The sequence below is a fragment of the Halocatena marina genome, from assembly GCF_023276375.1.
Taxonomy (GTDB): Archaea; Halobacteriota; Halobacteria; order Halobacteriales; family Haloarculaceae; genus Halocatena; species Halocatena marina.
The window spans coordinates 3,484,594-3,497,827 of record NZ_JALLPK010000001.1 but is presented as its reverse complement, the minus strand read 5'-3'; the positions used below and the strand labels follow the sequence as shown (position 1 = coordinate 3,497,827).

Genomic DNA, 13,234 nt, shown 5'->3' with positions numbered 1-13,234 from the left:
TTCGCCTTCGTCTTCACCTTCGCCTTCGTCTTCACCTTCGCCTTTACCATCATCGTCTCTGAGCAGGCATCTCTCGTAGCAGTCTGCAGATTGTAAAGAATATATAGGCGATCTATCCTGAAATATCGGCTCTAGAGGGTTTGTAGATAGTTTTCAACGGAACAGTCAATCAGAGCCCAATATCAGCACACATATTTGCGCCAGTGAGACGAATCAGATGCTGTGTTCTCACTCTCTAAGCTCCGCCAGTTACCTCGCGCTCGTCCACTCCTTGCGCTCGCAATTGCAATCCTGACTGTTGAGATCATCGGCGCTTCCGGGAGCATCTTCACTGCCCAAGGTCTCGATAGGTGGTACGGCACGCTCCAACGGCCGGCGCTTGCGCCACCGGACTGGGTATTCGGCCCCATCTGGACCATCTTGTTCGCACTCATCGGAGTCGCGCTGTGGCTCGTCTGGCGACAAGCCACGTCGTCACCCCGAGAGGTTCGGACTGGTATCGCCGTATTTGTGGTTCATTTCGTCTTCAATGTGGGCTGGTCAGCGGTCTTCTTCGGAATGCGAGAAATCGGCTGGGCGCTGGTCGTGATTGGACTCCTCTGGCTGCTTATCGTTGCAACGATGTGGGTCTTCAACCGCGTTGATCGACGAGCAGCGCTCTTACTCGTGCCATATCTCCTGTGGGTCTCGTTCGCTGCCTACCTCAATTACCAGTTCTGGGTACTGAATTAAATTAGGTGAAGGAGGCCAATACTCTCAGCATACTTTCCGACCCAAATCCCAAATCCGACTCCAAGAACTGTTTTCACAGTGGTCTGCCAAGTCTGCTCAGTGACACCATAGAGGAGAAACCCGACAGGCAGTAAAGAAAGAGGGACGGTAAGATTCTCGGGGAATTGCGGACCGAAGACAACCAAACAGACAGCGAGACCGACACCAACAAAGAATGCAGTGATCCGATCCCACTGGTACTCGGGTAAATCCATCGTTCAATCTATTACAGATTAAATGTGAACATAACTGTGTTGACTGAATGACGGGGACTCCGTCTGCAACGCGACTGCTGGTATTTGACACTGATTGATGATTTCGACAGATTCAGACGAGCGAATATTTATCAATAGAAGCCGTAGGTAGTGTGGTGGTACCAATGACCGACACGACCAGCTTTCAATCAGAGATGAGTCGCACGGAGGTCGCCGAGTACCTCCGGAAACTTGCAGTGGAGGTTGCCGACGATGAGGATTCAAAAATGGCGGTACCGGTAGGCAACAAGGAGGTCGTTCTCCACCCCACGCAGACGGTCTCGTGCTCGACAGAGGTAAACGAGCGTTCGAGCATGCTCGGAAGCAGCAAAGAAGAGGTGTCGGTTACACTCACGTGGTCACCACAGAGTGAATGACGAAGGCAACGTGGCCATACGGTTTCGTGCTCATATCGCATCCCATTTTATTGTTCTCTCCCTAATGGTGACGTATGGCACACCCAGACAGTACGAGAGCGAGCGCCAGTCGGTTCGTTGTCGGTTTCGTTGGAGTCGTTATTGCAACCCTCGTTGGTGCGTTTCTGTTTCTCTGGCTCCCCGGAGAAATCGAGGTTTTCGGCGTGTTGCTCACCGTTGTGACCGTCGTGATCGGTGCCCGCATCGCCAGCCGTCTCGCCATGAAAGTCGTCCCACCTTACAACGTCGCAGAGGTAGCCGTCGAGGGGCCGATAACCCGCGATGGAGACCTTGGTCCCGTACCAGGGCGAGGCAACGCGATTCCCGCTGACGACACGGTCGAACAGATAGAACAAGCAGACGCGGATACGAATGTGGAAGCGCTCGTTGTGAAACTCAATACACCCGGCGGACAGATCGTTCCGAGCGACGACATTCGGAACGCGGTAATGGCGTTCGACGGACCAACCATCGCCTACGCGACGGACACGTGCGCCAGCGGAGGCTACTGGATCGCAAGCGGATGCGACGAGCTATGGGCGCGTGATACGAGTATTGTCGGGAGCATCGGTGTGATTGGTTCCCGCCTCAATGCTAGTGAATTGGCCGAAGAGCTCGGACTCTCCTACGAACGATTCGCCGCTGGCCGGTACAAAGACGCGGGAATGGCGCTGAAAGATATCGATGACGACGAACGGGCGTATCTCCAAGGTCTCATCGACAACTTTTACGATCACTTCGTCGAGCGCGTTGCCGAAGGGCGAGATCTCGACCCAGATGACATCCGCGACACGGAAGCTCGTATCTACGTCGGTGAGAACGCCCACGACCTCGGTCTCGTTGATAAGCTCGGAACGCACGAGGATGTGCTCGATCATGTTAGTAATCTGATCGGAACTGAAGCATCCCAGACGGAGTTCGAACCGAAACGGGGGATGGCACAACGAATTAAAGGTGGAACACAGTCGCTTGCGTTCGCGTTCGGTGCCGGAATATCAAGTCAGTTTGACGACACATTTGAATTCCGCCTATAGGATTTTTATTCCGTTAGGTCATCCGGAATACTGTGACCACGCTGGTGCTGTGCGTCGACCGCGGAGGAAGCTTTGACTGCGAGACGCCCGTCGTCGGCGAAAAAGCCGTCGTGGACCTCGTCACAACGGCGGGAATTGACGAACCAGAGGACAGTCGTGTCAACTGTCTTCTTGAGATGCTTCGTGTCGCGCGAGAGCTTCGAGCAGACTGTGACAATGCGGTTACAGCAGTCGTCTCGGGGACGGGTGACTCCGTCGATATCGACCGTTCAATTGCCCATCAAGTCGATGATCTCGTGGACGAGTACGAACCACAGTCGGCGATCGTTGTCGTTGACAGTGCCGAAGACGAACTTGCCGTGCCGATCATCGAGAGTCGTCTCCGCGTTGACGCGGTCGACCGCGTCATCGTCCGGCAAGCCCGCGACATCGAGTCGACGTATTATCTCCTGAAACAGCTGCTTTCCGACGAAGAGCTCCGTAGCACCGTTCTCATCCCGCTTGGAGCCGCTTTGCTTACAGTCCCGGTGATCGTGACACTCACCAACAGTGTTACTGCCGTGGTAGCGGTGGTTACAGCTGTTATCGGCGCATTTTTCTTGTACAAGGGGTTGGGAATCGACGATCTTCTCGCTCGCGTTCCGGGTATTGTTCGTGAGGCGTTCTACTCCGGACAGGTGTCGTTCGTCACGTACGCTGTTGGAACCGGACTCGCGCTCATCGGACTGTTCGCGGGGGGTATTACCGCATCAGCAATGAAGCCAGGGCCACTCATGGCGGTCAAATTCATTTTCGCCAGCGTTCCATGGCTCGCGCTCGCGGCACTCGCCGCCAGTACTGGGCAACTGTTCGATAAACTCCTCAACAACAATACCATTCGAAGCACATTCCTCAATGCCCCCTTCGGTATCGTCGCAGTCGGGCTCGTCATCCGTGGTTTCTCCGCGTTCTTTCTCGAAAATGCAGGCCAAATCGAACCACTCAGAATTTCATCAACCACGGTCGGGCCGATCTCCGTTCAGGGATTCACATTCCTCGATAGCACGCGACTCCTCATCTTCGTCATCGCAGGGATCCTCGTCAGTCTTCTTGGCGTCATGTTTGCATCGCACGTCAACAGAGTGACTGTCGATGAGGAACTTCCCGAACGGCAGTGAGTCTGATCACATTTTCCTCGAAGATCACAACAGACCCACGTTTTTGTTTGCGGTGACGAACAGTTGTGCAGATCCAGCTGGGATCGTAGTCCGTTTATTGTCTCGTCGGCTATCTCGTACAATGACAGAGACGCCGTGGGTGAGTCTCTTTTCGGGAGGCAAGGACTCTTCGTGGGCGCTCTATCGGGCGCTTGAGGCAGGGCATCCGATCGAGCGACTCGTGACGGTTCACCCGGATGGTGATTCGTACATGTACCACGTTCCGGCGACAGATCTCGCAACACTCGCCGCCGAAAGCATCGGTATTCCCCTTGTGGATGTGTATCCAGAGCGGTTCGAAACCGATTCGGTGACCGACGCGGGTGCGCAGGGAGACGCCGAACTCGAACCGCTCGAACAAACGCTGGAAGCGCTCTGCGAAGATCTCGGTGGAATTGGGGGAATCACGGTCGGCGCGGTCGAAAGCGACTATCAGAATTCGCGTGTCCAGTCGATGTGCGACCGCCTCGGTGCGACACTGTTTGCGCCACTGTGGCAGCAATCACCGACAGCTCTCGCCCACGCAATGCTCGACGCTGGCTTTGAGATCCGGATCGTACAGGTCGCGGCGGCTGGATTCGACGAATCGTGGCTCGGACGGACGCTCGACAGAGACACGCTGAGTGAACTACAGGACCTCAACGAACGATACGGCGTCCACATTCTCGGCGAAGGCGGCGAGTTCGAAACGATCGTGACCGATGGACCGCACATGCGCGCGCCGATCAAACTTGCGTACGAGACCGAATGGGACGAGGGTGGGATGCGCGGACGACTCTCCATCACGGACGCGTGGCTCGGCTGCGATAGCGCAGCTGCGAGTGACTCACAGTAAAAAACGCCCGACGGTCGGTCGTTCTTACGACAGCCGCGAGTACGGCCCAACGAGCGATTCGTCGAGGGAGACGCCGTCGATATCGACGCATTCGTCGATGACGGAATCTGTGATGGTCGCGTCTGAAAGTTTCGTCTCGGAGAAGACGACGGTGTCCGAGAGGGTGACATCTGAGAGTTCCGCTTCGGCCATTATCTGAACGTTCTCTCCAATGTCGCTGTTGATGACGGTCGCGTCTTCGTGGACGATAGAATCGCCGTCGAGCGCCCAGGCGACAGCTTCGAGGTAGCTTTCCGGCGTACCGATGTCGAACCATGGCTCGTCGAAACAGTACGCGTACACGCTCTCGCGCGTCTGAAGCCATTCGACAAACCACCCTGGTTCGTCGGGATTGTTGTCGCCATCGAGATACTCACGGAACCGCAGCGAGTCAGCGGTGAACGCATAACACGCGATGGAGACAAGCGTACTCTTTGGGTCATCTGGTTTCTCTTGGAAGTCGACCACCTGCTCGTCTTCGAGCGCGAGCAGCCCATAGGAGGTCGCTTTCTCACGAGAGCCAACATCGTACGCTGCAAGCGTCGGTTTCTCGCGCGCTTCGAAATAATCGATGAAATCGGCGATATCGAAGCCCATGAGGTTGTCACCAGCGATTACGAGGAGATCATCGTCGACATCTTCGCGTTCTACCAGCTGTGAAAGTGCTCCGATAACACCGAATTTCTCGCTTTCTGCGGTCGTATCCTCGACCGAGAGCGAAGCCTTCTCGTAGCCTCGGTCATCGATGTGTGCTTCGAAATCGTCAGCGAAGCTCTCATTCGTGCTCAGATAGACGTGTTCGATGCGGTCATCCCCCTCAAGCTCCTTGAGAATTCGGTCAATAACGGTCGTCTCACCGATCGGAAGAAGCATCTTGGGACGGTGACGGGTGATCGGCCACAATCGTGTGGCGTAGCCACCAGCCAGGACGACTGCGTGCATAGTCGGCGTCACTCAGCGCGTAAGTATAGCAATTGCGACTTCCGTTTTCCGATAACAGTTTGGGGGATGAGTACCAACCACTGAGTATGCAGGGCGAGCGCGAAACGACGCGCCAACAGATTGCTACGCATCTTCGGAGCAGCCCAACACGCCCCGGAGTGCTCGCGAACGAATTCGGTATCCGGAGCGGCGAAGTGCTCTCGCACGTCGAACACCTCTCGAAATCACTCGATCCGACTGACGAGACCCTGCTCGTCGCTCCGCCCACATGTCAAAAATGTGGCTTCTCAAACTTCGATGACCTCATCAATCGACCGTCGCGCTGTCCAGAGTGTAAAAACGAAAGCATCGACGAACCGGTGTTCACGATCGAAACGGAGTGACAATTAAAACTCGATATTCGAGGTTGAAGTAAGATCGGTGCTGGTTTCGTTCGGTCCGACGGAAACGAATTCGTAGTCGGAGTCAGTGAGATAGACGCTCCCATCGTCGATCGTAATCTCGATATCTTCGAGGTACGCACCGTCACAGGGACCGAACGTACATCGTCCAGTGTCAGCTTCGAACATCGCGCCGTGGTTGGTGCAGACGATCTCGTCGTCGCGCATCTCTGCACCCGATCCTTTATCAAGTCGGATATGCGTGAAGTGTTGGCAGTAGTTCAACCAGCCGGTGATTTCACCGTTCGACCGGACGAGAATGCTCTCTCGCTCTTCGTCGGTCGATATCTCACGGACAGTAAACAGAAACGTCGTCTCACGAGGAACCTCATCGACCGACACAATTCGATCATCCGTGTCCACGTCCATTATCCGACGAATACACTCGATCGATTTTAATCAATCGGTAACACAAAGCGCGACGAGCAGCCGTCCCACGAGAATGTCGTGAGAACACGTACGAACGCTCGGTGTTTGAAGCCGTGTTCTGTACCGACGAAACGATGAATCAGACGCGATAAAAGCGAGCTGGCTTCCTCACGCTACGTCACCGGTGAGTCACGGCGCGGCCGCTCACACCGTCACTTGTGCCTGCCACTCACGGATCCGATCGGCGCTCACACCCGTCACTTCGCTCGCCACATCGTCGGCATCGGCATCACGAAGATCTGTGAGTGAATCGATGCCTGCTGATTCGAGTTTCTCTGCAGTTTTCTGTCCGATCCCATCGATGTCTTCGATAGCAGAGACAGCGTGTTTCTCCTGGTACTCCTCGTAGTTACAGATCGGGCAGCCAAGCTCCCACGGTTCACTGTCTCCGTCGTGGACTTCGAGATACGGAAGGTCGTGTTCATCACACACCGAATCAGTGATCACGATGTCACCACGGCGAGGGAGCGGAAGCGAGTACGTACATTCCGGATAGCGCGTGCAGCCAACGAGACGCGAACCGGAACGGAGTTGCTTGATAGCGAGTTCACCACCGTGGTCTGCACCACAGTCGGGGCAGACACCGATACTCCGATCTTCGGTTGCATCGGCCTCATCAGCCGAACATTGGGGGCATCCGTGAACGAACGTATCCCGACCTGCGAGCATCTTTACGTGATGAAGATCGTGTTCCTCACACGCGTCATCGAGGACGAGGGGCTCACCCTTACTCGGCAGCGGAAGCGTGTACGTACAGTCGGGATAGCCATCACAGCCGACGAAGTACGATCCGTGACGAGACCGACGAACGAGAAGCGTCTCACCACAGATTGGACACGGACCCAGCGCCTTGTCTGCTTTCAGTGCTGCTCGAAGGTGCCGACCAATCGCCTCGTGCGAGCCGTGTAATTCCTCGAACACACGCTGTAACACGTCACGAGATTCGTCAGTCACCTCATTGAGCGTTGCATCACCATTTGCAATGGCAGTCATGTCCCGCTCTAGCGCTGCGGTCATCTCCTCACTCACGATGAGATCTGCAAACTCCTCGCCAGCCTTCACGACACCCTTGGCAAGCGTCGTTGGCCGCGGCGGATCACCCTCGATGTACCCTCTATTGTACAGTTTTTGAAGTGTATTGTGTCTGGTGCTTTTTGTTCCGAGACCTCGCTTTTCCATCTCTTCGATGAGCCTCGACTGCCCGCGTCTGCGGGGGGGTTGGGTCTGTTTTGCTTCCAGTTGAGCATCGCTTAAATCGAGGTCGTCTCCTTTCGCTACTTCGGGAACGTAGTTTTCACTGGTCGAAACGTAGGGATAAACATCGTGATACCCTGGCTCGACAAGCCGTTTTCCGTTCGCTTTCAGGAGAGACTCATTCGCTTCGGCCACGACCTTGAGATGTGCCCACGTTGCCGGTTCGGCCACCGTTGCGAAAAAGCGCCGGACGACGAGTTCGTACACCTTCCATTCGTCGTCGTCCAGTTCAGACGGGAACTCGCCTGTTGGATGAATCGGTGGGTGGTCGGTTGTCTCATTCTCGCCCGCGGTGGGTTCGAGATCGTCCAGTTCGAGCAGTGACTGTGCGTCATCGCCGTAACTCGGATGCTCGGCGAACGTTTCGAGTAACGCCCGTTGGTCGAGATCGTCGGGATAGACGGTGTTGTCAGTCCTCGGATAGGTGATGTAGCCAGCTGTATAGAGATCTTCAGCGATGCTCATCGCCCGTTGAGCAGAGAATCCGATCGAACCGGCCGCGCGAATGTACTGTGTGGTGTTGAACGGTGTCGGTGGGTCGTCGGTACGGGTGCGTCGCTGAACGGATTCGACACGCGCCCGTCCAGCATCCGACAGTCGCTCGTACACCTGCGCTGCGGTGTCTTCGTCCCAAACACGCTCTTGTTCGTTGTTGTCTTCGTGGTAGAAATACTGCGCTTCGAAGCGCTCGTCTTCCTGTGCGAGAACGGCGAACAGCTCCCAGTAATCTTCGGGGTCAAATGCTTCGATCTCTCGCTCGCGGTCAACGATGAGTTTGAGCGTCGGGGACTGCACTCGCCCGACACTGATGAAGTCATTGCCGAGCTGCTTCGCAGACAGCGAAAGGAATCGGGTGAGCGATGCACCCCACAGCAGATCGATGATTTGCCGGGCTTCGCCCGCGGCTGCAAGATCGAAATCGATCTCTTCGGGGGTCGAAAACGCCGTGTTGACCTCGCGGTCGGTAATCGAGGAGAATCGAACCCGACGGATTGGGCCGTCGATTTCCTCATTAATGAGTTCGTACGCTTCCTTCCCGATGAGCTCACCCTCTCGGTCGTAATCAGTGGCGATAATCGCACGCTCTGCTTTCCGTGCAAGCGAACGAAGCGCCGCAACGATATTCTCTCGTGTCTCGGTCTTTACGACCTCCGCACCGACGAGTTCGGCCGGCCGAACATCTCGCCAGTCAGAATATTCAGATGGAAAGTCGATGCCTACGACGTGTCCAGAAAGACCGATACAGCGGCGACCGCCCCACGAATAGACGTTCACACCGTTGCGGCGGTCAGCTGTCGCGCTGCCGTCGCTCAGTATGTCTGCAATACGTCGAGCAGCGTTATCCTTCTCGGTGATAATCAGCTCCACTACAGTAGTTCCCTCGTTGTGTTCAAGCTAGGCCGACTCTCAACCTAACGCTTTCGGCAACAGATATACAGGAGAATGCAGGACGGAAGCCGGATTGTGCATGAGAATGTCTTTCATTTAGAGAATGTGAAGTGCCACAGCTCCATCTCGGGAGCTGAGCAGATCTAGTCGATTGGCGGATTCAGGACCGTTGCTGTTACAAATCGCCGGGAAGAGCTCGTCTGCTAGCGACAACAGGAGAACGTCCCACTTGTGGGCCGTGCAGTTCATCGAGCGACGGAGACGTAAACTGCCCGCCACTCGTTTTGTTCATCAGTTCGGCGGCTCTGCTGGCGTTCACTCGTCCAAATCCGGAACGGGAATCGGTTCCCTTCACTCCAATATCGTCGGCGCTCAACAAGAGCAACATTCGAACCTTTTCGGCAGTCATGTCAGGATTCTCAGAGAGAAGTAGGGCTGCAGTACCGGCGACATACGGCGTCGAAAAGGAGGTCCCACCCTCTACCGTAGCGCCTTCAACGAGTACCGAATCAGGAGCAACGATATCGGGACCACGTGCGCTGAAGGATTCGACAGCGCCGTCGTCACTCGCTCCAACAGCGAGCACGTTCGGGGCATTCGCCGGCGGGGCCTTCCCGCCGATGGATTGATACCGCAGATCGTGGTTGGAAAACAGTTCGATAGTCGGATGATCGGAAGTTGCAGTTGCGTTTGTATTCGTGTTTATCTCATTCGGATCGGTTTCACTCCGAATCGAGACGTAGTATTGGCCCCGTTGAACAGTCGTCGTGAGGTGTTCGATTGGTTCTTCCTCATTACCAGTGGTCCGTGCCACAACGGCATCCTCGCCCGGTTGCACTCGGAAGAGATAGAGGTCGTACTCGGCCGATGCGTTCGACCAGCTCCCCCATCGGAGCGTCAACTGCACCTTGCCGCTCAACGGATCACCGTTGTTCAGTGGATTGGCCTGTGATCCGTTGTGAAAGGCGATCCATTCGTCTGAGGAGTGATTCCCTGCCCAGTAGCGCTGAGCGTGGTTTCCAACAGAGGTGACAAACACGGTCTCAGAAGAGACGTTTGTCGCAACGTGAGCGATTTCCCCGGTTCCGTCGCCGGGCTGTGTGTAGTAGCTCCCTGCGTCGACGATGACATCAGCACCAGACTGTTCGAGCCACTCGACGGCGGACGCGTACTCCTCTGGCGTCGTCGTTGGCCCAACAGAAGCGAGATGCAGGTTTGCGTCTGGAGCGGTGTCAGTTACACCACTTGCCACCGCCGTACCGTGCTGCCAATCACTAGCAGGGCCGAACGAATAATACGCACTGACTTGTCGGGCGATAGACGGGTGACTGATCCAGAAATCGCTGTCGATAATTCCAACAGTGACGTTCTCGCCGGTAATACCTCTCTTCTGAAGAGTATCTGCGTTGATCTGGTTGACGCCGCTTGCAACGCGATCGTCAGACACCGAATAATTACTCGTGATACGAACCCGTTTCATGCGTTGATCTTGGAGGAGAGAACGAACATCCGACATCTGGATCGACCCACGCACGAACCGTTGGCCTTCGTCGGTGTAGATGCGTTCGACGTTGAACCCGTTCGAATCTCTGGGAATATCTGTGTCGTTCTGAACCGGGACGACGATCTCGACCTCCCGGTTTACTGACGGTGGAGGTTCGTACGGCTGACGATCGATGTGGCGTTTCAAAGCCTCAATCGCCTCAGCTGACGAATCGTCATTGGTGCTGTCGTCGGCGTTCATGAACGAATCCGAAGAGAAAGAGAGCGAGAGTGAGGAGAAGATGAGTACCGCGACCAAACATACAGTGATTGCACCGTTTCTGTTCATCAGTTCCGGAAATTACTCATTTTAACCTCAGACTCAATCTCAATCTCAATCGCTCGCTCACCGTCCACCGTCCGTTGCTTGTTTGTCACTCACTCGATATCTAGTAGATGTTGATGTTGCAATACTAGTATGAAGAGGAGTACAAGGAGTCCTCCAGCGAAGAAAATCATTCCGGGGGGAGCTCCAAGCGGTGTGGCACCACTATTCCCCAACGCGTCGCCAACACGTGGCAGCTGTCCTGACACGTTTTGGTTGACAGTCGGCGTGACGAGCCACTGGACAAGCAGACTCACGAGACCGAGAGCACCGATGACGGACACCAGTCCACGGAGCGAATCGAGAAAGGTGTGCTTTCGCTCTTTACGGCCAACGAACACCACGAGCGGCTCTTCACTCGGTGCGTAGACACTCATCTCACGACCTTTCTCCGAGTACCGCGTATCGGCGATACGGATGACTCCCGCCTGTTCGAGATTCGAGAGATGATGACGGGCGTTTTGCAGCGACGTATCGACGCGAGAAGCGATCTCAGAGGCGGTTCCGGGTTCGTCATGAAGTTCCGTAAGAACGGCACGGGCGGTCTCGGACGAGAGCGACGACAGCAGTTCACCGGTATCATCACTGTCTAGCCACAATGCTTTAGGTTCACCGTCCTGCTCCGAACTAGCTCTGGTGCCAGTCGGCAACAGCCCAGACATTATCGTCCGATAATATCTGCAAATACAAATACTTGCGGTAAGTATTTCCGCTCATTACACATCAAACTCAGTCGTTTAATTCGGTTCTGAGCAGTTCGTTCACCGTCTGTGGGTCTGCGCTCCCGCCTGTTCCGGCCATTACCTGTCCAACGAGATAGTTGAGTGCTCCGTCTTCACCATTGTAATAGTCATCGACTGCCTCTGGATTATCTTCGATTGCGTCTCGAACAGCACTTGCCACTTCATCCCCAGCGGTTTTTCCGAGCCCTTCGCTTTCGACGACTGCATCCGGCGGTCGTCCGTCATCGAGCATCGTCCGTAGAACGACTTCCGTCGCGTTTTTCATGGTGATTTCGTCGTTCTCGACGAGCGTAATAAGGCGAGAAAACTCATCACGGTCGATCGCATCGAGGCGCATGTCGCGGTAGTTCAGCTCTCCAAGGAGGATGTCTGCGACCCACGTTGCGGCGGTGTTAGGATCGAACTCGTCGGTGAGTGATTCGTAGAAGTCCGCGATCTGTTTTGTGGAGGTCAGTTTCGATGCGGCCTCACTGCCCAGATTGTACTCGTTCCGGAAGCGCTCACGACGAGCATCGGGAAGTTCGGGGATCTCGATGTTCTCTTTCCACGACGAAACGCGAAGCGGCGGGAGATCGGCCTCTCGGAAATACCGGTAGTCCTTCTCGGCCTCCTTCGAGCGCATCGAGACCGTTACGCCACGGCTCTCGTCCCAGTGGCGAGTCTCTTGTTCGATCGCTCGTCCGCGCTGAATCGCGTTTCGTTGGCGAGTGATCTCGTAGGCAAGCGCCTTCTGTGCGCCCTTGTGACTAGAAATGTTTTTCACCTCAGTCCGGTTGGCAGCTTGCAGGGTTTCCTCGTCGATCGTGCCGTCGTCGTCGACCTCGTTCGCAGAAACCATCGAGATATTGGCATCGACGCGCAGCGAGCCATCGCGTTCTGCATCGAACACGTCGAGATATTCAAGAACTTCTTCCAGCTTTGCGAGGAACGCTCTGGCTTCCTTTGGCCCGCGGAAGTCCGGTCGGGTGACGATCTCCATCAGCGGCATCCCGGCACGGTTGTAATCGATCATCGTATACTCCGCGCGGTCGATGCTTCCTCCTTCGTGTTTCAGACTGCCGGGATCTTCTTCGAGGTGAGCGCGCTCGATTCCAATTACTCGGCGGTTTCCCTCGACAGAGAGCTCGAGGCTTCCCTCCTGACAGATGGGTTCATCGTACTGAGTGATCTGGAAGTTCTTCGGGAGATCCGGATAGTAGTAGTTCTTCCGGTGAAAGCGCGTTTCTTCGGGAATAGTGGCATCGATGGCTTTACCGACCTTGACGGCGGTCTCGACCGCCTGCTCGTTCACAACCGGCAACGCGCCGGGAAGTCCAAGACAGACGGGACAGGTGTGTGTATTCGGCTCGTCGTCAGCGACGTCGGTCGAACAGCCACAGAAAATCTTCGTCTCGGTTTCTAGCTGCACGTGCACCTCGAGCCCGATGACAGCCGCGAGGTCGTGCGTCCGAGTCGCCTGTGCAGTCATTAACTGGTGCAACCGGCCGCGTGCGCTAAAGACTATCGGGAGGCTGTTCGGAGCTACCGAGCGCAATCGCATTCGTATTGAACCGATGTCAAACGCACACGCAAGAACTCACGGTCCGACCTCGCACAGTCCGACAGTCGTCCGTTGTCAGCTCAGC

Annotated in this window: 13 protein-coding genes; 6 read left to right on the top strand and 7 right to left on the bottom strand. The window is 55.6% G+C overall.

Translation table 11 applies throughout. From position 1 onward, the window contains the following. The first annotated feature begins 222 nt into the window (after window positions 1-222). The gene (locus MW898_RS16530; RefSeq protein WP_248908858.1) at window positions 223-732 is read left to right on the top strand and encodes a TspO/MBR family protein; all 510 of its coding nucleotides are present in this window, start codon (window positions 223-225) and stop codon (window positions 730-732) included. Here MW898_RS16530 and MW898_RS16525 read toward each other — a convergent pair. Then, the gene (locus tag MW898_RS16525) at window positions 729-986 is read right to left on the bottom strand and encodes a hypothetical protein (RefSeq protein ID WP_248908857.1); all 258 of its coding nucleotides are present in this window, start codon (window positions 984-986) and stop codon (window positions 729-731) included. The two genes, MW898_RS16530 and MW898_RS16525, sit on opposite strands and share 4 nt — an antisense overlap. Window positions 987-1,150: 164 nt before the next feature. Between MW898_RS16525 and MW898_RS16520 the strand changes: the two genes are divergently transcribed. The 4 genes from MW898_RS16520 (at window position 1,151) to MW898_RS16505 (ending at window position 4,506) form a co-directional block, all read left to right on the top strand. Beyond that, the gene (locus MW898_RS16520; RefSeq protein WP_248908856.1) at window positions 1,151-1,402 is read left to right on the top strand and encodes an amphi-Trp domain-containing protein; all 252 of its coding nucleotides are present in this window, start codon (window positions 1,151-1,153) and stop codon (window positions 1,400-1,402) included. 74 nt (window positions 1,403-1,476) lie between these two features. Next, window positions 1,477-2,475 carry a signal peptide peptidase SppA gene (sppA, locus tag MW898_RS16515; RefSeq protein ID WP_248908855.1) on the top strand — a complete coding sequence of 333 codons (999 nt, stop codon included), beginning with the start codon at window positions 1,477-1,479 and terminating at the stop codon, window positions 2,473-2,475. Window positions 2,476-2,507: 32 nt separating this feature from the next. Beyond that, window positions 2,508-3,632 carry a DUF373 family protein gene (locus MW898_RS16510; protein ID WP_248908854.1) on the top strand — a complete coding sequence of 375 codons (1,125 nt, stop codon included), beginning with the start codon at window positions 2,508-2,510 and terminating at the stop codon, window positions 3,630-3,632. A gap of 121 nt (window positions 3,633-3,753) precedes the next feature. Next, complete coding sequence (locus tag MW898_RS16505) at window positions 3,754-4,506, top strand: diphthine--ammonia ligase (RefSeq protein ID WP_248908853.1); 753 nt, start codon at window positions 3,754-3,756, stop codon at window positions 4,504-4,506. A 24-nt stretch (window positions 4,507-4,530) separates the two neighbouring features. On the opposite strand, the gene MW898_RS16500 is transcribed toward MW898_RS16505, so the two are convergent. Continuing rightward, window positions 4,531-5,487 carry a nucleotidyltransferase family protein gene (locus MW898_RS16500; RefSeq protein WP_248908852.1) on the bottom strand — a complete coding sequence of 319 codons (957 nt, stop codon included), beginning with the start codon at window positions 5,485-5,487 and terminating at the stop codon, window positions 4,531-4,533. 86 nt (window positions 5,488-5,573) lie between these two features. Between MW898_RS16500 and MW898_RS16495 the strand changes: the two genes are divergently transcribed. Beyond that, entirely contained in the window at window positions 5,574-5,870 is a 297-nt protein-coding gene (locus MW898_RS16495; protein WP_248908851.1) for a transcriptional regulator, read from the top strand. 3 nt (window positions 5,871-5,873) lie between these two features. Here the strand turns inward: MW898_RS16495 and MW898_RS16490 are convergent, their stop codons facing one another. The 5 genes from MW898_RS16490 to gatB all read right to left on the bottom strand — a co-directional run bounded on the left by MW898_RS16490 (window position 5,874) and on the right by gatB (window position 13,077). Further along, the gene (locus MW898_RS16490) at window positions 5,874-6,296 is read right to left on the bottom strand and encodes a Rieske (2Fe-2S) protein (RefSeq protein WP_277999794.1); all 423 of its coding nucleotides are present in this window, start codon (window positions 6,294-6,296) and stop codon (window positions 5,874-5,876) included. Between the two features lie 204 nt (window positions 6,297-6,500). Beyond that, window positions 6,501-8,978, bottom strand: a complete 2,478-nt coding sequence (locus MW898_RS16485; RefSeq protein ID WP_248908850.1) for a DNA topoisomerase I — start codon at window positions 8,976-8,978, stop codon at window positions 6,501-6,503. 196 nt (window positions 8,979-9,174) lie between these two features. Next, window positions 9,175-10,830 (bottom strand): S8 family serine peptidase, encoded by a 1,656-nt coding sequence (locus tag MW898_RS16480; RefSeq protein ID WP_248908849.1) that lies wholly within the window; start codon window positions 10,828-10,830, stop codon window positions 9,175-9,177. Between the two features lie 89 nt (window positions 10,831-10,919). Continuing rightward, entirely contained in the window at window positions 10,920-11,528 is a 609-nt protein-coding gene (locus MW898_RS16475; protein ID WP_248908848.1) for an ArsR/SmtB family transcription factor, read from the bottom strand. A gap of 67 nt (window positions 11,529-11,595) precedes the next feature. Beyond that, complete coding sequence (gene gatB, locus MW898_RS16470) at window positions 11,596-13,077, bottom strand: Asp-tRNA(Asn)/Glu-tRNA(Gln) amidotransferase subunit GatB (protein WP_248908847.1); 1,482 nt, start codon at window positions 13,075-13,077, stop codon at window positions 11,596-11,598. Between the last annotated feature and the right edge of the window lie 157 nt (window positions 13,078-13,234).